Annotated in this window: 1 protein-coding gene; it reads left to right on the top strand. The window is 67.4% G+C overall.

Annotated elements, in window-relative coordinates; all coding sequences use genetic code 11:
* Position 1 precedes the first annotated feature (1 nt).
* Complete coding sequence (locus OG716_RS03600; protein ID WP_405136257.1) at positions 2 to 25,867, top strand: non-ribosomal peptide synthase/polyketide synthase; 25,866 nt, start codon at positions 2 to 4, stop codon at positions 25,865 to 25,867.
* Positions 25,868 to 25,959 lie beyond the last annotated feature (92 nt).

Below are 25,959 nucleotides of genomic sequence, written 5' to 3'. Positions count from 1 at the left end.
GATGCACGACCACCGATCACCCCTGCATGCCCTCGAGGGTCACCCGCCTACCTATCCGCTGACCGCGGCACAGCATGCGATTCGGCTGCTCCAGCAGTTGGCGGGCGCCACACCGGTATCGAACGCGCTGTACCTCGAGCTCGCCGGTGAACTCGACACCACGCTGCTGATCGCCTCGTTCGGGCAGGCGCTCGACGAATTCGAAGTCAGCCGCGTGCGCGTTGTCGAGGTGGACGGACAGCCGAGGCAGGTGGTGGACGAGACCGCCAATGGCGCGGTGCAGTACCTGGATTACACGTCGGCGCCCGATCCTGTTGCCGCAGCACTGGAGTGGATGCGCAGCGACTACCGCGCACCCATCGATCTGCCGCACGGCCCGGTCGTGATGGGCGCGCTGGTGCGGGTCGCCGAGCGGCGGTGGTTCTGGTACCTGCGTGCCCATCACATTGTGATGGACGGCATTGCCGCACTGAACATCCTCACCCGGAGCGCACAGCTGCACACCGCCGCACTGGAGGGCAAAGAGCCCGGGCGACAGGCGATTCGATCGCTGGGCGACATCGTCGCCGCGGACGAGCAGTACCGCGCCTCGCACCGCTTCCACGACGATCACGTGTTCTGGTCGAAGTATGTGGCAGAGCTCCCCCAGCCGGTGACGCTGACCGATCAGGTCGCGCTCGCCGAAGACCACCCGCTCTCGGTGAGTGCGCTGCTGTCCGCCGAGACCGACAATGCGCTGCGTACCGCGGTCGCGACGGGATCGGCCGGACCGGCGGTGTTCGTCCTCGCCGCGTTCGGTCTGTACCTGGCACGCATGACCGGCTCCGACGATGTGGTGCTGAGTCTGCCGGTGGCCGCGCGCGTCACGGCGGCGATGAGCCGCTCCGGCGGCATGACCGCCAATATCGTGCCGTTCCGGATCACCGTCAGCCCCGGCCTCACCGTCGGGGCACTGCTCGAGCAGACCCAGCGCACGCTGATGGATGTCCTTCGCGGACAGCGATATCGGCACGAGGATATGCTCGCGGACTCGGAATCGGTTGCCGCCCGCCGTCTTCCGCAGGCCGCCGGGCCGATGGTCGACCTGATGATTCTCGATACGAAGATCGTCCTCGGCGATATCACCGCCCGGTTGCAGGTACTGACCCCGGGATTGGTCCCCGACCTTTCGGTGAACGTCTATCCGGCCGTCGGTGGCGAGAGCACCCGGCTCGACTTCTTCGCCAACCCGAGCGTTTACACCTCCGACCAGATCGCCTATCACCACCGGCGTTTCGCGCAGTTCCTCGACAGCTTCCTGCATTGTGTGCTCACCGATGCCGGGATCCGGGTGCGCTCGGTGGAATTGCTCGAATCCGACGAGCGCCAGGAGTTGCGGGAGTCGGGCGCCGGCGGTTCGGGGCCCACGCGGGTCACACTGCCCGACCTGCTGTCTCGGGCGGCGGCGGCGCACCCGGACCGGCTCGCGGTCCACGACGCCACGCACACCTGGACCTACCGCGAGCTGGACGAATGGTCGAATCAGTGCGCGCGGACGTTGATCGACTGCGGCGCCGGTCCGGAAACCACGGTGGCGGTGGCGATTCCGCGCTCCGCGGCCTGGGTGCGTGCGGTCTGGGCGGTCGCCAAGACGGGCGCCGCGTTCGTGACTGTGGATCTCACCCAGCCGGTCGAACGGAATCGGTTCATCCTCGCCGACTGCCCGGCCACCGTCCTGCTGATCAGCAGTGAAACCACCACGGACGCAACCGGGTTGGACGGGCCCGGGGTTCGGGTGGTCGATATCGACCAGCAGTACCAGGGCAGCGCTGCCCCGGTCACCGACGCGGATCGCCGCGGTGCGGTGCGGATCGGCAATACCGCGTACATCGTGTACACCTCGGGCTCGACGGGCACACCGAAAGGTGTTGCCGTCACCCACGCCGGGCTGTCCGGCGTCTCCGATACCCTCGCGCGGCAGTATCAGCTCGATAGCAACTCTCGCGTATTGGCCGTCGCCGCACGCACTTTCGATGCGGCCGTTTTCGAACTCCTGTCGGCGGTACCGGTCGGGGCGGCATTGATCGCCGCTCCCGCTGATGTGTTCGCCGGTGCGGCGCTCGCGGAGTTGATGTGTGCCGAGAGAGTGACGCATGCCTGTTTGACTCCAGCCGTCGCCGCCACGCTCGACGCGCGGCAACTCGATGCCCTGCACGTGCTCATGGTCGCCGGCGAAGCATGTCCGCCCGCACTGGTGTGGCAGTGGTCGGGTAGCGACGCCGCCGGTATTCGCCTGCTGTACAACCTGTACGGGCCGAGCGAGGCCACGATCTGGGTCACCAGCGCGGCCTTGCGTCCAGGTGACGAGGTGTCGCTGGGTACTCCGATCCCGGGAGTCCGGCTGTCGGTGCTGGATGCCTGGTTGCGCCCGTCCTCATTCGGTGTGGCGGGCGAGTTGTATGTGTCCGGCCCCGGTGTGGCACGCGGCTACCTCGGCCGTTCCGGGTTGAGCGCGGTATCGTTCGTGGCCGACCCGAACGGTCCGGACGGTGCGCGGATGTACCGCACCGGAGATGTGGTGCGCTGGGAGCGCCGTGGCGCCGACGGCGCGCGGCTGGTCTTCGTCGGCCGCGCCGATTCCCAGATCAAGATTCGCGGCCAGCGCCTCGAACTCGGCGAGATCGAAGCCGCGCTGACCGGCCTGGACGAGGTGCGGCAGGCCATTGTCACCACCGCGGGCGAGAATGCCGAAACGGCATGGGTGGCGGCCTATCTCACCGCGACACCGGGCCACGCCATCGATGCGGGCACGGTCCGCCAGGCGGTGGCGCGACGACTGCCGTCGTACATGGTCCCCGAGACCATCACGGTGCTCGGCGAACTCCCGATGACCGCGACGGGGAAGGTGGATCGCCGCGTCTTACCGGCGCCGCGGCGCCCGGTGGCGACCTACCGTGCCGCCTCATCCCCGTTCGAGGAGATTGTCGCCGCCACGTTCGCCGAAGTACTCCATATCGAGCGCGTCGGTGCCGACGATGATTTCTTCACCCGTGGCGGGCATTCGATTTCGGCGACGCGAGTGGCCGCGCGATTGGCCGAGGCGACCGGCCGCGCGGTCGGCGTCCGTGACATATTCGACGCCCCCACTGCCGCCGGACTGGCCCGGGTGCTCACCGAACGCGAGATCGGCCCGGGCCGGGTGCGGTCGAAGCTGGTCGTTCGAGAGCGGCCCGCGCAAATCCCATTGTCATTCGCGCAGTTGCGAATGTGGTTCATCAACCGGTTCGAGCCCGAATCGCCGACCTACAACATTCCGCTGGTATTCCGTCTGGCCGGAGCGCTCGATCCCGACGCGCTGAGCGCAGCGCTCGGTGCGGTCGTCGCGCGCCATGAAGTGCTGCGGACACGCTATCCCGAGCTGGACGGGGTGCCGCACCAGGAGGTCGTGCCGAGCGCGGCGGCGGCCCCGGTGCTCGAGGTGACCGGCGTCGATCCGGCACGGGTGAACGACGCGGTGGCCGAGCGCGTCCGCCGCGGATTCGACCTGCGGGCAGATATGCCGTTGCGGGCCACGGTATTGCGGAGCGGCCCGTTCGAGCACGTCGTGGTGCTGGTGCTGCATCACATCGCGGCGGACGGCCTGTCGATGGCGCCACTACTGCGGGACCTGTCGACGGCGTACGCGGCATATTCGGCGGGGCAGCAGCCCGTATGGAGCCCGCTGCCGGTGCAATACCCGGATTACGCACTCTGGCAGCGCGAACTGCTGGGTTCGGAGTCCGACTCCGAAAGCGCCTTCATGGCTCAATGCCGTTACTGGGAAAGGGAATTGGCCGATGCTCCGCAACCCGTATCGCTGCCTGCCGATCGGCCGCGCCCGCCGATACTGAGCAATCGCGGTGACGTCGTCGAATTCACCATCGACGCACCGCTGCTCGAGGCGATCCACCGGCTCGCCCGCGAACGCCGGGTCAGCGCGTCGATGGTGCTGCAGGCGGCCCTGATGGTGCTGCTGTCGCGGCTGGGAGCCGGACCGGACGTCTCGATCGGCGGTCCGGTCGCGGGGCGCACCGATGAGGCACTGCGGGAGTTGGTCGGCTTCTTCGTCAATACCTGGGTGCTGCGGGTGGATCTGTCCGGGAACCCGCGTTTCGAGCAGGTGCTCGACCAGGTCCGCAGTAAGGCCCTGACCGCCTACGAGAATCAGGACGCGCCGTTCGAGCGGCTGGTGGAACTGCTCAATCCGGCCCGGTCGACGGCCTATCACCCGCTGTTCCAGGTATCGCTCGAGGTACAGAGCGGTGGCCTGCCCGCACTCGAACTGCCCGGCCTGGTCGCCGAATTCCTCCCCTTCTCCACCGGCAGCGCCAAGAACGATCTGCATTTCGATCTGATCGAACTCCCCGGCACCACAGCAACTCCCGCGGTGCTGACCGGCCGGATCGAATACGCCACCGATCTGTTCGACCGCTCCACGGTGACCGGCATCGCCGACCGCTTCCTCCGGGTGCTGCGCGCGGTGAGCGCCGACCCGTCGGAAGCGATCACCGATATCGGCCTCCTGGACGAGGCGGAGCGCAAACAACTTCTGACGCAGTGGAACCCGCCGCTCGCGACCGCGATGCCGGAGACCACGATCGCGGCGGCATTCCGCGCACGCGTCGATTCGGCGCCGGCCGCCGTCGCACTGCGGTTCGGTGACGAGCAGCTGACCTATGCGGAATTGGCTGCGCGGGTGGATGTTCTGGCGCGGGCGCTGGTGGGCCGGGGCGTCGGCCGGGGTGCGGTGGTAGCGGTGGCGCTGCCACGATCGACAGATCTGGTGACCGCCCTCCTGGCGGTGGTGCTGGCCGGTGGCGCGTATCTGCCGATCGATCCCGAATACCCCAGCAGCCGTATCGAATTCATCCTCGCCGATGCCGATCCGCTGCTCGTATTGACGACGGCCGCTACCGCGGCGGTATTGCCGCTGGGTGAGCGCGCGGCGCTGTGCCTGGATACTGCCGACCTCGCAGGCGAGTCGTCCGGTCAGAGATTGCCGATGCTGTCGCCCGCCGATGCGGCGTATGTCATCTACACCTCGGGTTCGACCGGCCGCCCGAAAGGTGTTGTCGTCGAACACCGCGGCGTGGTCAATATGGCGAGGTACGGATGGCCCGGTGGACCGGGTGAGCGAGTACTGCTGCATTCGTCGATGGCCTTCGACGCGTCGGCATACGAATTGTGGCCCGCATTGCTCGCGGGATCCACCATCGCCATCGCCCCGTCCGGCCGATCGGATATCGCGGAGCTGAGCCGGGCCATCTCCCGGCACGATGTGACGGCACTGTATGTGACAACCCCGCTGTTCGAGATACTGGCGAGCTCCGGGCCGGAACTGACACTCGATTCGGTACGCCGAGTGGTCACCGCCGGTGATGCGCTGCGGCCGGTCGCGGTCGCCCGCTTCCACGACAGGTGGCCGGGAATCGGCGTGGTCAATGCCTATGGGCCGACCGAGAATACGGTGTGCGTCTCGGCGTATGAGATCCCTGATTCGGCGGAATGGACGAGCGCGAGCAGTGTGCCGATCGGTATCCCCGTCGGGAATATGCGCCTGTTCGTGCTGGATTCGCGGTTGCGGCCGGTACCGGCCGGGGTGGCGGGCGAATTGTATGCGGCCGGAGTGCAATTGGCGCGCGGGTATCGGAACCGGCCGGGTTTGACCGCGGAGCGGTTCTCGGCCTGCCCATTCGAGGCCGGTGCGCGCATGTACCGCACCGGCGACGTGGTGCGGTGGCTGAAGCGTCCGAACGACAGCACCGGCGTGCTGGAATTCGTCACTCGCGCCGATGAACAGGTCAAGGTGCGCGGCTACCGGATCGAACCCGGTGAGGTCGAGACCGTCTTGGCCGCACACCCGCTGGTCTCGCAGTCGGTGGTGATCGCCCGTGAGATCGGTTCCGCGACTGCGAATTCAGTGACTGCGGCGGACAAGCGGCTGATCGGCTACGTCGTGCTCGAACACACCGATGAGGTGCGGGACGAGGCCGTTCTCACCGTCGAGATGCGGCGCTTCATCGCGGATCGGCTGCCGGAGTACATGGTGCCGTCGGCGATCGTCGTACTCGCCACCCTGCCGTTGACACCCAATGGAAAGGTCGATCGGCGCGCACTGCCCGCGCCGACCTTCGCCGCCTCGGACTGTCGCACCGCGCTGACACCGGCCGAGGAAATCGTCGTCACCGTCTTCGCCGACGTGCTCGGCATGGATCGAGTCGGCGTCGACGACGATTTCTTCGCACTCGGCGGACATTCACTCTCGGCCATGCGCGTGGCCTCGCGAATGACCGCGGTGCTTGGCACCGAAGTGGGGGTGCGGGATGTGTTCGAGGCCCCCACTCCCGCTCGCCTGGCGCACGCGCTTGCCGAACGACGCGCGGACCTCGATCCGGCACGACCGGGGCTGACGGTTCGAGAGCGCCCGGATCGAATGCCATTGTCGTTCGCCCAGTCCCGGCTGTGGTTCATCAACCGATTCGAAATGGATTCTCCGGCCTACAACATTCCGATGGTGCTGCGCTTGCGCGGGCCATTGGATCAGGAGGCATTGACCGCGGCATTGAACGATGTGGTGGCGCGGCACGAGAGCCTGCGCACCATTTTTCCGGATGAGGACGGGGTGCCGTTTCAGCGCATCCTGCCGGTCGGCCTGGCCACCACCACGATCGAGACGGGTACGGTCGATCCCGCGGAGCTCGAGCAGACCCTGGCGGTTCTCGTGCGCCGCGGGTTCGACGTCTCGTCGGAGCTGCCTTTGCGAGTGACGTTGTTGCGCAACGGTTTCAACGACCACACCGTGGTGCTGGTCTTGCACCATATCGCCGCGGACGGTTGGTCGATAGCGCCGTTCGTGCGAGACCTCACGGCGGCGTACGCCGCGCGCCTCGAGAGCCGGTCACCGCAGTGGACACCATTGCCGGTGCAGTACGCGGACTTCACGCTGTGGCAGCGTGAGACATTGGGCGCGGAGTCCGATCCGGGCAGCGTGCTGGCAACCCAATTCCACTATTGGGAAAACGAACTCGCGGATGCCCCGCAGCCGATCACGCTGCCGCTGGACCGCCCGCGCCCGGCGATTGCCAGCAATCGCGGCGATGTCATCGAGTTCGCCTTCGAACACGCGCTGTGCGAGCGGCTGTATCGACTCGCCCATGACCGCCAGGTGACGGTGTCGATGCTTTTGCAGTCGACGCTCGCCGTATTGCTGTCACAGGTCGGCGCCGGCGAGGACATCTCCATCGGCGGTCCGGTCGCCGGGCGTACCCAAGAGGCGACGCACGATTTGATCGGTTTCTTCGTCAATACCTGGGTGCTGCGGGTGAATCTGTCCGGCAACCCCCGCTTCGAGCAGGTTCTCGACCAGGTCCGCCGTAAAGCCTTGACCGCCTACGAGAATCAGGACGCGCCCTTCGAGCGGCTGGTCGAATTGCTGCAACCGGCGCGTTCTCCGGCGTACCACTCGCTGTTCCAGGTGTCGTTCGCACTGCAGAACAACCTGCTGCCCGATCTGCGGCTGCCGGAGCTGGAGGCGGAGATCGTCCCGGCGATCACCGGAACCGCCAAATTCGATTTGCACATCGATGTGGCCGAACGGGTGAATCCGGCGGACAGTGCCGCTGCCCCCGTATTGGCGGGCCGGATCGAATACGCCACCGATCTGTTCGATCGCGCCACCGTGACCGATCTCGCCGCTCGTTTCCTGCGGCTGCTCGACACCGTGGCCACGGACCCGGAAATGCCCATCGGCCGCATGGATATTCTCGCGCCCGAGGAGCGCGACCGGTTGCTGCGGGTCTGGAACGACACGGCGGCGCCGGTGCCGGAGGAAACCTCCCTTGCATGCCTGTTCGCTCGACATGTAGCAGCCACACCGGATGCGGTCGCTGTCGCGCACGCGGACGGCGATATCACCTATCGCGAATTGGCCGCGCGGGTGGGTGTTCTGGCCCGGGTGCTGCGGGATCGGGGTGTCGGCCGCGGTTCCGTGGTCGCGGTGGCAATGCCACGGTCCGTGGATCTGGTGACCGCGGTGCTGGCCGTGGTGGTGGCCGGCGGCGCGTACCTGCCGATCGATCCCGAATATCCCACCAGCCGTATCGAATTCATCCTCGCCGACGCCGATCCGCTGCTCGTATTGACGACAGTCGCCACCGCAGCGGAATTGCCCCTGGGTGAGCGCGCGGCGCTGTGCCTGGACACCGCGGACCTCGACGGTGGGTCCGGCGGTGATTTGCCGGCGTTGTCGCCGGGCGATGCCGCGTATGTGATTTACACATCGGGTTCGACGGGCCGCCCGAAAGGCGTTGTGGTCGAACACCGCGGCGTGATCAATATGGCGGTGCACGGCTGGCCCGGTGGACCGGGCGAACGGGTGCTGCTGCATTCGTCGATGGCGTTCGACGCGTCGGCATACGAGTTGTGGCCCGCATTGCTGGCGGGATCCACCCTGGTCATCGCACCGCCCGCTCGGCTCGACCTGCCCGCGCTGATGCGCACCATCTCCAGCCATGGCGTCACCACGATATTCGTGGCAACCGCTCTCTTCGAACTGCTCGCGACCGCCGGACCCGAACTCGATACCGCTCCGGTGCGTCAGGTCGTCACCGGTGGCGACGCCTTGAGTTCGGCTGCGGTAGCCCGATTCCGGGATCGCTGGCCGGGTGTCGATATCGCCAATGCCTATGGGCCGACCGAGAATACGGTCTGCGTATCGACCCAGGAGATCCTCGGATCGAAGCCCTGGGCCGCCGCTGCGCGGATACCGATCGGTGCTCCGGTGGCGAATGTGCGAGTGTTCGTTCTGGATTCGCGGTTGCGTCCGGTGCCGGTGGGCGTGGCCGGCGAATTGTATGTAGCCGGAGCACAATTGGCGCGCGGGTACGCGGGTCGGCTCGGGTTGACCGCGCAGCGATTCGTGGCCTGCCCGTTCGGCGCCGGCGAGCGGATGTACCGCACCGGAGATGTGGTGCGGTGGCTGAAACCTTCGAACGAAGGCGCCGGGGTGCTCGAATTCGCCGGTCGGGCCGACAATCAGGTCAAGGTGCGCGGGTATCGGATCGAGCCCGGCGAGGTCGAAGCGGCATTGCTGGCGCATCCGGCCGTATCGAGCGCGGTGGTCGTGGCCCGCGCCCTCTCCGACGCCCCCACCGACGCCGTGGCCGACAAGCAGTTGGTCGCCTACATTGTTCGCGATCGTGAATCCACTGTCGGCGATGACAGCGACCGCGCGGCCGAACTGGTCGGCCATTGGCGAGACGTGTACGACAACCTGTACGCGGGCAAGGAGAGCTACCTCGGCAACGGACGGGAATTCGCGGAGCCGATGGCATTGGATGCCGATTTCGGCGGCTGGAACAGTAGTTACACCGGAGAGCCGATTCCCGTGGGGCAGATGCGGGAGTGGCGGGACGCGGTCGTGGACCGGGTTCTCGGTCTGCGGCCCGCACGGGTACTGGAAATCGGTGTCGGATCGGGTTTGCTGATGTCGCGGCTGGCACCGCAGTGCGAGGAGTACTGGTGCACCGACTTCTCGGCGGCGACCATCGAGAATCTCCGATCGCGGCTGTCCGCATCCGCGGTGGACTGGGCGGACCGAGTGCGGTTGCGCGTGCAGTCCGCCGACGATGTCTCGGATTTGCCGCAGGACCGATTCGATGTGGTGGTGCTGAATTCGGTCGCACAGTACTTCCCGAACGGCTCCTATCTGATCGACGTGATCGACAAGGTCATGGGGCTGCTCGCCCCCGGTGGCGCGTTCTTCGTCGGCGATATCCGCAACCTGACGCTGCTGCGCGAATTCGCCACCGGCACCCAGCTGTCCGGCGGCAGGGACCAGGACACGGTGGCGGCGGTGCGCGAGCGTGCACGGCGCGCCCTGATGGCCGAACAGGAATTGCTGGTCGCCCCCGAGTTCTTCCTCGCACTGCGGGACAGGGTCTCCGCCGTGGCGGCGGTGGATATCGAGTTGAAGTACGCGCCGGTCGACAACGAATTGACGCGATACCGCTACGACATCGTCCTGCGCAAGTCCCCGGCACAGGTTCGGTCCCTGGCCGATGTGCCGCACCGTCCCTGGGCGGAATTCGGTGACCTGCGCGGACTGCGCGCCGAGCTCCTCGCCGAACAGCCCGAAAGCCTGCGCATCATCGGAATACCGCAGGCCGGAACGGTTCTGGACGTGGCAGCCACTCGAATTGTGGACACCGCCGCCGAGCACGAACACGTGGCCGATCTCGACCTGGGCACCACCACCGCAGCGGTGCTGCCGCACGAGATACGGACGCTCGGCGCGGAATTGGGCTTCACGGCGATTGTCACCTGGTCACCGGTCGCCGGTCGGATGGACGCCGTCCTCGTCCGCGGCGCGGACGAGACCACGGTATTCGATGACGTCTATCTGAGCGCGGGACCACTGGATTCGCTGGGCGCCTATGTGAACGACCCCGGAATCGGCGATCTGGTGGCCGAGATCCGGGAATTCACGGCAGAGCGGTTGCCGGAGTTCATGATTCCGGCGGCCATCGTCATCCTCGACGAGCTGCCGCTGATGCCCAATGGCAAGGTGGACCGCCGCGCCCTACCTGCCCCGCAGCTGTTCACCCTGGCATATCGGGCTCCGTCGACACCGATGGAAGAGATCGTCGTCTCGGTATTCGCTGAAGTACTCGGCGCGGACCGGGTCGGCGCCGATGACGATTTCTTCGCCTTGGGCGGGCATTCGCTGTCGGCGACGCGGGTGGCCGCACGCGTGGCGAGTGCCACCGGCATCACGGTCGAAGTGCGCGATGTGTTCGACGCACCGACCGCTACCCGATTGGCCGCGGTATTGGCCGAGCGGTCCACCGCGGCACAGCCGAGTTCGATAGTGGCGCCGCAGGACCGGCCGGCACGAATTCCGCTGTCGTTCGCGCAGTCTCGAATGTGGTTCATCAACCGATTCGAGCCGGACTCCCCCGCGTACAACATCGCCCTGGTGCTGCGTTTGCGCGGGCAATTGGATTCGGCCGCGCTGTCCGCCGCCTTCGGTGATGTCGTGGCTCGGCACGAGAGTCTGCGCACGGTATTTCCCGATGAGAAGGGAATTCCGTGCCAGCGGATTCTGCCTGCCGCCGGCGTGGAGATCGCGACGGAGACAGTCGATTCGATTGATTTCACGCATCGGGTGACAAGCATCGTGCGGCGGGAATTCGATGTGTCCGCACAACCGCCGTGGCGAGTCGCGTTGCTGCGCTGTGGATCCGATGACCATTCGCTGGTCGTGGTACTCCACCATATTGTCGCGGACGGGTGGTCGATAGCACCGCTGGTGCGTGATCTGGCGCTGGCGTACACCGCGCGCCGGGCGGGGCGGGAACCGCAGTGGGCGCCGCTGCCGGTGCAGTACGCCGACTACACCCTGTGGCAGCACCAGGCGCTCGGTGCGGAGTCCGATCGGCAGAGCGTGGTCGCGCGTCAGATCGCTTATTGGACAGGTCATTTGGCGGGTCTGCCGGATCGGCTGGAGTTGCCCGCCGACCGGCCGCGGCCGGTGGTGGCCTCGCAGCGCGGTGGTACCCATTCGTTCACGCTGGATGCCGCGACGGTGGCCGGATTGGGCACGCTGGCGCGAGCTCATCGGGTGACAGTGTTCATGGTGGTGCATGCCGCGCTGGCGGTGGTGCTCTCGCGGCTGTCGGGCAGCGCCGACGTCGCGGTGGGCACTCCCATCGCGGGTCGCGGCGCGGCGGCGTTGGACGGGCTGATCGGCATGTTCGTCAATACGCTCGTATTGCGCACCCGGGTCGACGGGGCCGGTTCGTTCACCGATCTGCTCGACCAGTGCCGCCAGGTGGACCTGGCCGCGTTCGCGCACGCCGATATTCCGTTCGAACGAGTCGTCGAGGCCGTCGACCCGCCCCGCAGCCAGGCCCATCATCCGCTGTTCCAGGTGATGCTGGCATTCCAGAACCTCGACTTGGACCCGGCCATGGCGCAGCTGCCCGGGCTCGAGGTCGAGCCGCTGCGGAGTCTCGATATCGGGGTCGAACGATTCGATCTCACCATTACCGTCGCCGATATTGCGGACCGCACGGACGCCGATGTCGATGGCGGCGTACCGATCACCATCAGCTTCGCGCTCGACCTGTTCGACAGGTCGACGATCGTCGCGCTCGCGGACCGCCTGCAGCGCACCGTGCGTGCCGTGGTGGCCGATCCGGCGATCAGCCTGCGCGGGCTGGATCTTCTCGCCCCGGACGAGCGCATGCTGGTGCGCCGGTGGGGCGATGGCGGTCCCGGTCCGGAGCCGGAAATGCTGGGCGAGATGTTCGCTCGCGCCGCGGTGGAATTCCCGGAGCGGCCCGCTGTCGTGGACGCCGGGCAGGAGTGGACGTACCGGGATCTCGACACGTGGTCGAACCGGTTCGCGCGGGCGCTGATCGAGCAGCAGGTCGGCCCGGAAACCGTGGTGGCGATCGGTATTCCCCGCTCGGCGGCCTGGATGCGAGCGGTGTGGGCAGTCGCGAAGACCGGGGCCGCATTCGTCTCCCTCGATCCGGCCCAGCCACGGGAGCGCAATCGCAGCATCCTCGCCGATTGTGCGGCAGCAGTACTGCTCACCGCCGGCGACGGCGCGCGCGCAGCAACCGGGAAATGGGAAGCACCCGGGATCGCCGTCTTCGAGCTGGACGGGTTCGACCTGCTCGCGAGGAATGCCGCCCCGATCGTGGACGGTGACCGACTCGGCCCGATGCGGCCGGACAATAGCGCGTACATCGTCTACACCTCGGGGTCGACCGGTACGCCGAAGGGGGTGGCGGTCACCCATGCCGGGCTGTCCGCCGTCACCACGGCTCAACACCGAGACCTTCGGACGAGTACCGATTCACGGGTATTGGCCGTCGCCGCACGCACTTTCGATGCGGCGGTCTTCGAGCTGCTACTCGCGGTATCGGTCGGCGCGGCGCTGATCATCGCTCCCGGCGAGGTTTTCGCTGGGCCGCCGCTGGCGGAGCTGATGCGTGGCGAGGGTGTGACGCATGCGTGTTTGACTCCAGCCGTCGCGGCCTCGCTCGACGTAGGTCGACTCGATGACTTGCGTGTGCTTGTGGTGGCCGGCGAAGCGTGTCCGCCTGCGCTGGTGCGGCAATGGTCGGGTAGCGACGCCGCCGGTGTCCGTAGCGTGCACAACCTCTACGGACCGAGCGAGGCCACAATCTGGGTGACCGGTGCGGAATCGGTTGCCGGCGTGCCGGTATCGATCGGCAACTCGATTCCCGGCATCCGTTCGGTGGTATTGGACGCCTGGCTGAATGTGGTGCCACCGGGCGTGGTCGGCGAGCTCTACGTGGCTGGTCCCGGCGTGGCACGCGGGTACCTCAACCGCGTCGGCACGACATCGGCGGCGTTCGTGGCCGATCCGTTCGGGCCCAGCGGATCCCGCATGTACCGCACCGGCGATCTGGTGCGCTGGCGGCCGGATGGCGCTGAGGGCGGGACATTGATAGTCGTCGGCCGCGCCGATTTCCAGATCAAGATTCGCGGCCAACGCCTGGAACTCGGCGAAATCGAAGCCGTACTGACCGAACTCGACGAAGTACGGCGTGCCATCGTCACTCAGGTCTCCCACGGTGCGATCAGCGAAACCGCGCGACTGGCCGCGTACCTCACCCCGGCACCGGGTCATCTTCCCGATCCGGTCGCCATCCGGCAGGCCGCGGCGCGGAGACTGCCGTCATACATGGTCCCCGACACCATCACAGTCCTGGACGAGTTGCCGCTGACCACGAACGGGAAGGTGGACCGGCGGGCACTGCCGGTACCGGAGTGGACGACCACGATGTACCGGGCCCCCGCCACCGCCGCCGAAGACATTGTGGCGGCGGTATTCGCACAGGTCCTCGGACTCGATCAGGTGGGAGCCGACGACGACTTCTTCGCCCTGGGCGGAGACAGCATCGTGTCGATTCAGTTGGTGGCCCGAGCCAAGGACCGCGGTGTGGTGTTCACACCCCGGCAGGTGTTCGAGGCACGGACGGTCGCCGCGCTGGCATGCCTGGCCGAATCGGTCGATCCGGCAACGGTTCTGGCGGAGTTGCCCGGCGGTGGCATCGGTGAGCTGCCGCTGACGCCGATCGTCCGGTGGATGGTGCGGCAGGGCGACTTCCAGCGCTTGAATCAGACCCTGGTGCTCACGGCGCCGGTCGGATTGGATCGTGCCGGATTGGTCGCGATCGTGACGGCGGTGGTCGAACGGCACGACATGCTGCGGGCCCGGTTGTGGCACACCGGCCGGGACTGGCAGCTCGAGACGCGGCCGAGCACGCTGGTAGACGTCGAGTCGCTGGTGCGTCCGATCGTCCTCGCCCCGGATATCGACCCGGAGCGCCGCCATCAGCTCGTGACAGCGGAGGTCGCTGCCGCGCTGGATCGGCTGGATCCGGCCAACGGTGTTGTCCTGCAGGTGCTCTGGTTCGTTCCCGCCGACGCGGCACAGTCCGGGCAGCTGATCATCGTCGCGCATCACCTTGTGATGGACGGTGTTTCGTGGCGCATCGTGCTCCCCGACCTGATGTCGGCGTGGCAGCGCTACCGCACCGGTGCGGTGGTTTCGATGCCGCCGGTGGGAACGTCGATGCGACGCTGGGCCCACGGCCTGGCCGAGGAGGCGCGGTCGCCGCGACGGGTGGCGGAACTGCCGCTGTGGCAACGGATTGTCGACGGGCCGGACCCGCTGCTCGGCTCGCGCGTGGTGGACCCTGTCCGCGATGCCGGTGGGATCCGGCTCCGGCGCGTGCAGGTGTCGCCGGAGATCACCGAGGCACTGCTGACTCGGGTGCCCGCCGCATTCCACGGTGAGGTCCAAGACGCGCTGGTGGCCGCGCTGGCCCTGGCAGTGATGCGGTGGCGAGCCGGTCGAGGTGTGCTGGAGTCGTCGACGCTGTTGCGGCTGGAGGGACACGGGCGCGAAGAACAGGTACTCGAGGGCGCGGACCTGACCGCGACGGTCGGCTGGTTCACGACGGTGTACCCGGTTCGCATCGATATGACGGGAATCGATCTCGATGATTCCTACGCCGGTGGATCATCGATCGAGACCGCGATCAAGAGCACGAAGGAACACCTGCGGGCGATCCCGGACCACGGGATCGGCTATGGACTGCTACGCGACCTCAACCCGGACACGGCGCAGGCATTGCCCGCCGGGCAGCCCGCGCAGGTCGCCTTCAACTATCTCGGCCAACTGTCGCCGAACCGATCCTCCAGCGGGAGCGCCGAGTTCGCCGTCACCGACGAACTCGGCGCTCCGATAGCCGACGAGGACATGCACGTCCTGGCGACGGCCGTCGTCGATATCACGGCGGTGGTCACCGAGGGCCGCTTGTCGGCCACCTTCGGATACCCCGAAGCCGTGCTCGACGAGGCGGAGGTCGATGAGTTGGCCCGGTTGTGGGTCGACGCACTGCACGCAGTCGTCGCCCGGCAGCGCGATCCGCACTCCGGTGGGCATACGCCCTCCGACTTTCCGCTGGTGCGGACAACACAGTCCGATATCACCAACTGGGAGGCGCGCTACCCGAGCCTGGTCGACGTATGGCCGTTGTCGCCGTTGCAGACCGGACTCCTCTTCCACGCCCGGCTGGCCGAGTCGCGGGTGGACGTGTACGCGGTGCAGCTCGCGATCACGCTCGCCGGCGTCGTGGACGCCGAACGACTGCACCACGCGGCCGGGGCCCTGTTGCAGCGGTATCCGAATCTGCGGGTGGCGTTCGGCACCAACGCCGACGGCGACGGCGTACAGATCATCGCCGATGGTGTGGTGGTGCCGTGGCGCGAGATCGACCTGCGCGCGGTGCCGAGTGCGGAATCCGAATCGGCGCTGGCGGAGGTGCTCGACAGGGACGAGGCCGAATCATTCGATATCGAAACGGCCCCACTGATGCGGTTCACCCTGATCGCGATGGCCGAGAATCGGTTCACCCTGCTGCTCTCGCACCACCATGTGCTCTTCGACGGTTGGTCGATGCCGACGCTGCTGCGGACTCTGCTGGCGGAGTACGCGGCGCCGAACAGCGGCGCGGTCACGGAGTCCGCGGGTTCCTACCGGTCCTACCTCGACTGGCTCGGCCGACAGGATTCTGACGCCTCGCTGCGGGTATGGCGAGACGCGCTCGACGGCGCCGAGGCGACGCTGTTGGCTCCGCACGCCGCGGCTGCCGAATCGACAGTGCGAATGAGCACTGTCGCAGTGGATTTCGGCATCGGGTTCACCGACCGGTTGCTCGCTTCGGCAGCGTCCGCCGGGGTCACGGCGAACACCGTGTTCCAGGTGGCGTGGGCAATTGTCCTGGGGTATCTGTCCGGGCGCGATGATGTCGTGTTCGGTGCGACGGTGTCCGGGCGGCCTGCGGAGCTGCCCGGCATCGAGTCCGCCGTCGGCCTGTTCATCAACACCATCCCGGTGCGGGTGCGCCACGCCCCCGGCGAGCCGATCGCAGCGGCGCTGAACCGGGTGCAGGCAGAACAGTCGGGGTTGCTGGGACACCATCACATCGGCCTGACCGATATCCATGCCGCACTGGATGTTTCGACCATGTTCGACACAATGCTGGTGTTCGAGTCCTATCCCGTCGACAAGGCCGCGCTGGCGGCGCAGGCCGCGGCGCTCGACGGCATGGCCGTAGAGGATCTGCGGTCGAACGATTCCGCGCACTATCCGCTCGCGTTGATCGTCGTCAAGGGCGAGCCGTATCGGGCCCAGTTGCAGTATCAGCCCGGGGTATTCGCTCCTGAGTGGGTTCAGGAATGCGCCGACCGCCTCGCACGTGTACTGGATGCGATGACCACGGATCAGTCGGTTACGGCGGAGTCGATCGACATGCTGTCCGCCGCCGAGCGGGCTCGGCTGGTGCCGGTGCGCGGCCTCCCGGCGCGGCCGCCCCGACCGCTGGCGGACCTGCTCGTCACGGGCGCCGCACTCGATCCGGCCGCGCCCGCGATGGTATCGGGCACGGTGACAATGACTTTCGGTGAGTTGGACAGTTATTCCAACCGATTGGCGCGGTGGCTGATCGGACGGGGTATCGGGCCGGGCGATGCGGTCGCGCTGGCGCTGCCGCGGGGTATCGAGTTCCTCGTCGGATTGTGGGCGGTGACCAAGGCCGGTGCGGCCTTCGTTCCGATCGACCCCCGTCATCCGCTGGATCGGGTCGCGGTGATGGTCGCCGATTCCGCTGTGTGCCTCGCCCTGTCGGTGGAGGCCACACTGAATACCGTGCCGGGCACGGTCGATCGGTTGCTGCTCGACGGACCGGATCTGCCTGTGCGCCTCGCGGAGTTCTCCGCGGCCGAGGTGACCGACGCGGTCCGGGTTCGCCCGCTCCGGCCGGGACACACCGCCTACGTGATCTATACATCCGGGTCGACGGGCACCCCGAAGGGTGTGGTGGTCACCCATGAAGGCTTGGCGAACTTCACCGCCGAGCAGCGTGAGCGCTACAACCTGGACGAGAACGCCCGAGTCCTGGCGGTATCGGCGACGGGTTTCGATGCGGTGATGATGGAGCTGCTGATGGCGCACCCGAACGGGGCTGCGCTGGTGGTATCGCCGCCGGACATATTCGGCGGTCCTGCCCTGGCGGAAATCATTCGGCAGCATCAGGTTTCGCATGCCTTTGTGACAACGAGCGTTCTGGCGACCATGTCGCCCGCCGGACTGGATTCACTGCGGATGCTCGTCACCGGTGGCGAACGGGTGCCCACGGAGCTGGTCGAAGCCTGGGCGCCGGATCGGCGACTGTACATCGCGTACGGACCGACCGAGACGGTCATCGTCACCCTCCTCAGCGATCCGATGGATGCCGATGCGCCGGTGACCCTCGGCGGGCCGATCCGCGGCATCGAGGCGGTGGTCCTGGACGCACTGCTGCGACCGGTACCGGTCGGCGTGCGCGGTGAGCTGTATCTCGGCGGTATCCAGCAGGCGCTGGGGTACTCGAACCGGCCGGCGCTGACGGCCACGTCGTTCATCGCGAATCCGTTCGGTCGCAGCGGTTCTCGCCTGTACCGCACCGGGGACGAGGTGCGCTGGAACGCGCAGGGCACCTTGGAGTTCCTGGGACGCAACGACTTCCAGGTCAAGGTTCGCGGACAGCGCGTCGAGCTCGGCGAGATCGAGGCGGTGCTCGCCGACCAGGCGGGGGTGAGCCGCGCCATCGTGGTGCAGCACGCGACATCCCATCGACTCATCGGTTATCTCGTCGGCGCCGATATCGACCCCGCGCAGGTGCTGGCCGCTGCCCGGCAGCGGCTGCCCGCGCATATGGTGCCCGACGTGTGCTCGGTCCTGGCCGAGCTGCCGCTCACGGTGAGCGGCAAATTGGATCGCGCGGCACTGCCGGAACCGGACGCGCTCACGCGAGACTACCGAGAGCCGTCGACACCGGCCGAGCAGCTGGTGGCGGACGTGTTCGCCGAGCTGCTCGGGATCGAACGGGTCGGCGCGGACGACGATTTCTTCGCGCTGGGCGGGCATTCGCTGTCGGCGATGCGAGTCACGTCGCGAGTGTCCGCGCTCACGGGCGTTCGTATCGGGGTGCGTGAGGTGTTCGAGGCGCCGACGCCCGCCCGGTTGGCGCGGGTGCTGGGCGCGGGCACCGGTGGTGCGGCGGAGTCGGCGCTGGTGGTCCGGGAGCGACCCGAGCGGGTGCCGTTGTCGTTCGCGCAGCTGCGCATGTGGTTCATCAACCGATTCCACGGTGCGTCAGCGGCGTACACCATTCCGCTGGTACTGCGGTTGACCGGTGAGCTGGACACCGCCGCCTTGATCGCGGCGATCGGCGATGTGGTGGCGCGGCACGAGAGTCTGCGCACGCTGTTCCCCGACGAGGAGGGGACGCCGTTCCAGCAGGTGCTCCCACCCGACCGGGCCGCGGTCGCCGTCGAGGTGCGGTCGGTGGATCCGGCACAGCTCGACGCTGCGGTCGCCGAGTCGATTCGTCACGGATTCGATCTCTCGACCGAGCTTCCGCTCTGGGTTACGTTGCTGAACAGCGGTTCCGGTGAGCATATCCTGGCGATGGTGCTTCATCACATCGCCGCCGACGGGTGGTCGATCGCACCGCTGGCGCGGGACCTGTCGGCCGCGTACGCGGCGCGGCGGTCGGGGCGGTCCCCGCAATGGGTTCCCTTGCCGGTCCAGTATGCGGACTACACGCTGTGGCAGCGTGCGACGCTGGGTGCCCATACCGATCCGGAGTCGGCATCGGCGCGTCAGCTCGCCTATTGGACAGCGCATTTGGCGGGATTGCCGGATCGGCTGGAGTTGCCCGCCGATCGGCCGCGGCCGATGGTCGCCGCGCACGAGGGCGATAGCTACTCGTTCGTGCTGGACGCCGAATTGTTCTCCGGGATAGGCGAACTGGCGAGCGCCAACGGGATCACCGTCTTCATGGTCTTCCACGCGGCGGTGGCGCTGCTGCTGTCACGGTTGTCCGGCGCCGCGGACATCGCGGTCGGAACGCCGATAGCGGGGCGCGGGGCGGCGGCACTGGATGAATTGATCGGCATGTTCGTCAATACGCTGGTCTTGCGGACATCGATCGACGAGGCCTGTTCGTTCACGGATCTGCTCGGCGAGGTGCGGCGGGTGGATCTGGACGCCTTCGCTCATGCCGACATCCCGTTCGAACAGGTGGTGGAGGCCATCGACCTGCCGCGGACCCAGGCGCACCATCCGCTTTTCCAGGTGATGCTGGCATTCCAGAATCTCGACCTGGATCCGGCCGCCGCGCAATTGCCGGGGATCGCGGTCACGCCCGTCAACCTCGCCGTCGGCGTCGAACGATTCGACCTGTCGATCACCGTCGCCGACATACCGAACTCGAATGGCGATATTCCGATCGCCATCGGTTATGCCACCGCACTGTTCGATCGGTCGACGGTCGCGGCGATGGCGCATCGGCTGGTCCGAATCCTGCGCGCGGTGGTGGCCGATTCGGCGGTGGGATTGCGGGATCTGGATGTGCTCGAGCCCGGCGAGCGGGAATCGTTGCGGGAGTGGGGCGATGGCGGCGCCGGACCGGCCGCGAGCACGCTGAACGAGATGCTCGCCCAGGCGGCCGCGCAGTTCCCGGATCAGCTCGCGGTCGTCGATGCCACCGATCGCCTGACCTATCGGGAACTGGATCGCTGGTCGAATCGGTGCGCGCGCATGCTGATCGACCAGGGCGCCGGTCCGGAAAAGGTGGTGGCGATCGCGCTCCCGCGCTCGGCGGCCTGGGTGCGGGCGGCGTGGGCGGTCGCGAAAACCGGTGCCGCCTTCGTCTCCATCGATCCGGCACACCTGCGGGAACGGAACCGATTCGTCCTCGCCGACGTCGCCGCGACGGTCGTGCTGGCCGAAGCCGGAGAGCTGCGCGATGCCGGGACTCCGGTGATCGATCCGGACCTGACCGATCTCCTCGAGTACAGCGACACACAGGTGACCGACGCCGATCGACGCGGTGCCGTGCGGTCGGGCAATACCGCTTACATCGTGTACACCTCGGGCACGACCGGTACGCCGAAGGGGGTCGCCGTCACCCACGCCGGGCTGACGGCTGTCACGACCGCGCAGTGCCGGCAGTTCGGCCTGAATGCCGACTCCCGCGTATTGGCTGTTGCCGCACGCACTTTCGATGCGGCTGTGTTCGAGTTGCTGTCGGTGGTTTCGGTCGGTGCGGCGCTGGTTGTCGCAGCCGGTGACGATTTCGCCGGGGAACCGCTGACGGAGTTGATCCGTATCGAGGGTGTCACTCACGCCTGTTTGACGCCGGCGGTGGCTGCCACGCTGGATGCCGGACGGTTACACGATTTGCGCGTATTGATGGTCGCCGGTGAAGCATGTCCATCGTCACTGGTGCGGCAATGGTCCGGTACCGACGCCGCGGGAGTTCGTGAGCTGTACAACCTGTACGGGCCGAGCGAGTCCACGATCTGGGTCACTGCGGCCGAATTGCGTGTGGGCGAACCGGTCTCGCTGGGCGGCCCGATTCCTGGAGTCGGGGTGGCGGTGCTGGACGCGTGGCTGCGTCCGGTACCGGCGGGCGTGGTCGGAGAGTTGTACGCCGCCGGTCCCGGTGTGGCGCGCGGATATCTCGATCGGGCGGCAATGACGGCCGGATCGTTTGTCGCCGATCCCTTCGGGCCTGCCGGATCGAGGATGTATCGCACGGGAGATCTGGTGCGGTGGATGCCGATCGGCGAACGTCGTGCGCTGATGTTCGCCGGCCGCGCCGATCGTCAGGTCAAGATCCGGGCCCAGCGCCTCGAACTCGGCGAGATCGAAACCGCATTGGCGCAGCTGGACGAGGTACGGCACGCGGTGGTCATCACTCACACCTCGGGAGGTGACGAGGCAAGCGCGACAGTGCGTTTGGCCGCCTACATCACCGCGGCGCCGGGTCATCTGCCCGACCCCGTCACGGTTCGGCAGGCAGTCGCACAACAACTGCCCTCGTTCATGGTCCCCGACACCATCACGGTGCTGGAGGAATTGCCGCTGACCGCGAGCGGCAAGGTGGATCTGCGCGCACTGCCCTCCCCCGAGTGGGTGGCTGTGGCGTATCGGGCCGCCTCGACGCCGTTCGAGGAGATCGTGGTCGCGGTGTTCTCGGAGGTGCTGGGAGTGGAGCGGGTAGGGGCCGACGACGACTTCTTCGCGCTCGGCGGGCATTCGCTGTCGGCGACCCGGGTGGCGGCACAGGTGGCCGCGGGGGCCGGCGCCGATCTGGGCGTGCGGGATGTGTTCGACGCGCCGACTGCGGCCCAGCTGGCGCGAGTGCTCACCGAGCGCGCGACCGGCGGCGCCGACCCGGTGTGGTCGAGGCTGGTGGTTCGGGAGCGGCCCGAGTACCCGCCGCTGTCGTTCGCGCAGTGGCGAATGTGGTTCATCAACCGGCTCGAACCGGACTCGCCGGCCTACAACATTCCACTCGTGCTGCGCTTGACCGGCGAGTTGGATATAGCGGCCATGACCGCGGCCATCGGTGATGTGGTGGCGCGCCACGAGACCTTGCGCACGGTGTTCCCGGATCAGGACGGGAATCCGTACCAGCGCATCGTGCCGATTGCCGAGGCCACCACGACCGTCGAGGTGCAGACTGTCGATGCGGGCGATGTCGAGCAGGCGGTGCTGCCGCTGGTGCGGCGCGGCTTCGATCTGCCGAGCGCGCCGCCGCTGCGGGTCACCCTGCTGGACAGCGGATCCGACGGGTACGTACTCGTGCTGGTCATGCATCACATCGCGGCGGACGGCTGGTCCCTGGCGCCGCTGGCGCAGGATTTGTCGCTGGCGTATGCGGCGCGGCTGGCCGGGCGGGATCCGGAGTGGGCCGAGCCGTTACCGGTGCAGTACGCGGATTACACGCTGTGGCAGCGCGAGCTGTTGGGGACGGAGTCCGACCCGGTCAGCGTGTCGGCGCGTCAGGTCGGGTATTGGACCGGGCAGTTGGCGGGACTGCCGGATCGGCTGGAGTTGCCTGCCGACCGGGCGCGGCCCGCGGTGGCCTCACATCGCGGTGACACGTATTCCTTTGCGGTGGACGCGGAAACGGCGGCCGGACTGCACCGGGTCGCGCGTGCGCATCACGCCACCATGTTCATGGTGATGCACGCGGCGTTGGCGGTTGTGCTGTCGCGGGCGTCGGGCACTGGCGATATCGCCGTGGGCACTCCGATCGCCGGGCGCGGCGCCGCGGCATTGGACGGCCTGATCGGCATGTTCGTCAATACACTGGTGCTGCGTACCCGGGTCGATGAGGCCACCTCGTTCGGCGAACTGCTGGATGAGTGCCGTCGTATCGATCTCGAAGCGTTCGCCCACGCCGATATTCCGTTCGAGCGGGTGGTGGAGGTGGTCGATCCGCCACGCACCCAGTCGTATCACCCGCTGTTCCAGGTGATGCTCGCGTTCCAGAATCTCGACCTCGATCCGACGGACGACCTGCTGCCGGGGATTCGTTGCACACCAATGGATCTCGGCTCCGGGGTCGAGCGATTCGATCTCACCGTCACCGTATCCGATACACCCGGCGCCGACGGCGGGCTGATGGTCGGGGCGAGCTTCGCCCTCGATCTTTTCGATCGGTCGACGATTGCCGCGATGACAGTCCGGTTGCGGCGAATCATCGGTGCCGTGGCCGCCGATCCCGCAGTGGGATTGCGTGATATCGATGTGCTCGATTCAGCGGAGCGACTGTCGCTGTCGCAGTGGGGTGATGGCGGTCCCGGACCGGAGCCGGTCACGCTGACCGAGATGCTGGGGCGGGCCGCCGCCGAGCACGCGGATCGGCTCGCGGTCGCCGACTCCAGGTACGAGTGGACGTATCGGGAGCTGGATGAGTGGTCGAATCAGTGCGCACGGGTTTTGATCGAGTCCGGTGCCGGTCCGGAATCTGTTGTCGCGGTGGCAATTCCGCGATCAGCGGAGTGGGTGCGCGCGCTGTGGGCCGTCGCCAAGACCGGCGCCGCATTCCTGTCCGTCGATCCCGGTCAGCCGGCCGAGCGCAATCGGTTCATCCTCGCTGATTGCGGGGCCGCCGTCGTGCTCACCAACAGTGAAATCACCTCGCGGGCAACCGGATCGAATACCGACGGTGCGGATCTTCTGGGTGGGATTCGGGAGATCGACCTGCACGGGCTCGACCTTTCCCCGTACAGCGCCGCTCCGGTCGGCGATATCGACAGGGGCGGGGCGGTACGGCCGGTCAATACCGCCTATGTCGTCTACACCTCGGGATCGACCGGTATGCCCAAGGGCGTGGCAGTCACCCATACGGGATTGGCCGCGGTCGCCGCGGTCCAGTATTCGCACTGTCTTCTGACCCCGGACTCCCGCGTATTGGCCGGTGCCGCACGCACTTTCGATGCGGCGATGCTGGAGCTGCTGTTGGCCGTACCGGCCGGTGCGGCATTGGTCGCCGCCCCCGGCGATGTCTTCGCCGGGGAACCGCTGGCGGAATTGATGCGCGGCGAGCGCATTACGCACGCGTTCATGGCGCCGGCGGTCGCTCTCTCGGTCGATCCCGCCGGGCTCGATGACCTGCGGGTGGTACTGAGCGGTGGCGAGGCATGCACGCCGGAGTTGGTGCGGCGCTGGTCGGGCACGGACGCCGCCGGTATGCGCCGGCTGCACAATGTGTACGGGCCGAGCGAGTGCACGATGTGGATTGCCGGTTCGTTCCTGGACAACGGTGACACGGTGTCCGTGGGCGGTCCGATTCCGGAAGTTCGCCTGGTGGTGCTGGATTCGTCCTTGCGGCGGGTGCCGCCGGGTGCGGTCGGCGAGCTGTACGTGGCCGGTCCGAGCGTGGCGCGCGGATATATCGACCGGCCGGGGTTCTCCGCGGCGCGGTTCGTGGCCGATCCCTTCTGGTCGCCGGGCTCACGGATGTATCGCACCGGCGACCTGGTGCGGTGGATGTCCGGTGGCGACGATGCGGTGCTGATGTTCGTGGGCCGCGCCGATTTCCAGGTCAAAATTCGAGGTCAACGGCTCGAGCTCGGCGAAGTCGAAGCGGCGCTGGCGGGTTTGGCCGAGGTACAGCATGCGGTTGTCATCGTCCACACCTCCGAGTCCGATGCCGGCGGTGCGCGCTTGGCCGCCTACGTCACGGTCGCGCCAGGGCGCAGCCTCGATGCGGCGGCGATCCGGCTGGCGGTGGCGCAGCGGTTGCCGTCGTTCATGGTCCCCGACACCGTCACCGTGCTGGATACCTTGCCGCTGACCGTGAATGGGAAGGTCGATCGGCGGGCGCTGCCTGCCCCCGAGTGGGTGGTCGCGACATATCGGGCGCCCTCGACGCCGCTCGAGGAAACCGTGGTCGCGGTGTTCTCGGAGGTACTGGGAGTCGCGCGGGTAGGAGTCGACGACGACTTCTTCACCTTGGGCGGAACCTCGGTCGTCGCCATGCAACTGGTGTCCCAGCTCCGCGCACGCACCGGGGCAGCCGTCCCCTACCGGCTGCTCTTCGCCGATTCGACACCGGCGTCACTCGCGCGGTACCTGGCAAAACCGCAGTCCGAGATGGGTGTATCCCTCGGTGTGCTGTCGCCGCTGCGTTCAACGGGTCACAAAGCACCGCTGTTCTGCGTCCATCCCGGTGGTGGCCTGGCATGGGTATACGGCGCACTCGCGGGCCACCTGGACCCCGATCGCCCCGTCTACGGCCTCCAGGATCCCTACATCGTCGAGGACGGCCCCCGGCTCGAATCGGTGGACGAGTACGCCGAGCGCTACGTCGAGGAAATCCTGAAGTCGTTCCCCGACACCACATATCACCTGCTCGGCTGGTCCCTGGGCGGAAAGATCGCCCACGCCATGGCAGCCCGACTGCAACAACTCGGTCACCCCGTCGGACTGCTCGCCCTCGTCGACGCGGGCATCGCCGAGAACCTCTCCCAGACCCCCGAACCCGATGAGGATCAGTCCGACCGCGCACTGACCGAATTCCTCCGCGGATGGCGTGATTTCCTCGGCATGACCGACGACCAGCAGATCGACAACCCAGCCGAGCTCCTCCCGCTTCTCGCCGACCGCCTCAGCAGCGAAGGCATCCTCACCGCACAACAGGTCGAACGAGTAACCGAATGCTTCACAACACCGGTCTCGCACACACCCGCATATTTCCACGGCGACGCCGTCCTGTTCATCGCCGCCCGCGAGTCGTACCGAGACCAGATAGCCGAAACCTGGCACGGGCACATCACCGGAGCCATTCACGAGATCCCGATCGACGAATGGCATACCGGAATGCTGAATCCCAAGGGTGCCGGCGCAATCGGCCCGATCCTGAACACCCTGCTCCGAGACAGCGACAAGGAGATCTGACAGCAGAGCAGCGGCAGACTTCCTCACCCAGCTCGCAGCACCACAGTGAGCGGACTCCGGGTATTCCGAGTTCACGCACATCGGCGGTAATG

This window comes from Nocardia sp. NBC_01388 (assembly GCF_045040085.1).
Taxonomy (GTDB): Bacteria; Actinomycetota; Actinomycetes; order Mycobacteriales; family Mycobacteriaceae; genus Nocardia.
Note: the sequence above shows the minus strand (reverse complement) of the source record. Positions and strands in the feature narration are given on the sequence as shown.

What these genes read in the sequence shown, in the direction of transcription:
- OG716_RS03600 (WP_405136257.1), top strand. Translation starts at nt 2, where the DNA reads ATGCACGACCACCGATCACCCCTGCATGCCCTCGAGGGTCACCCGCCT.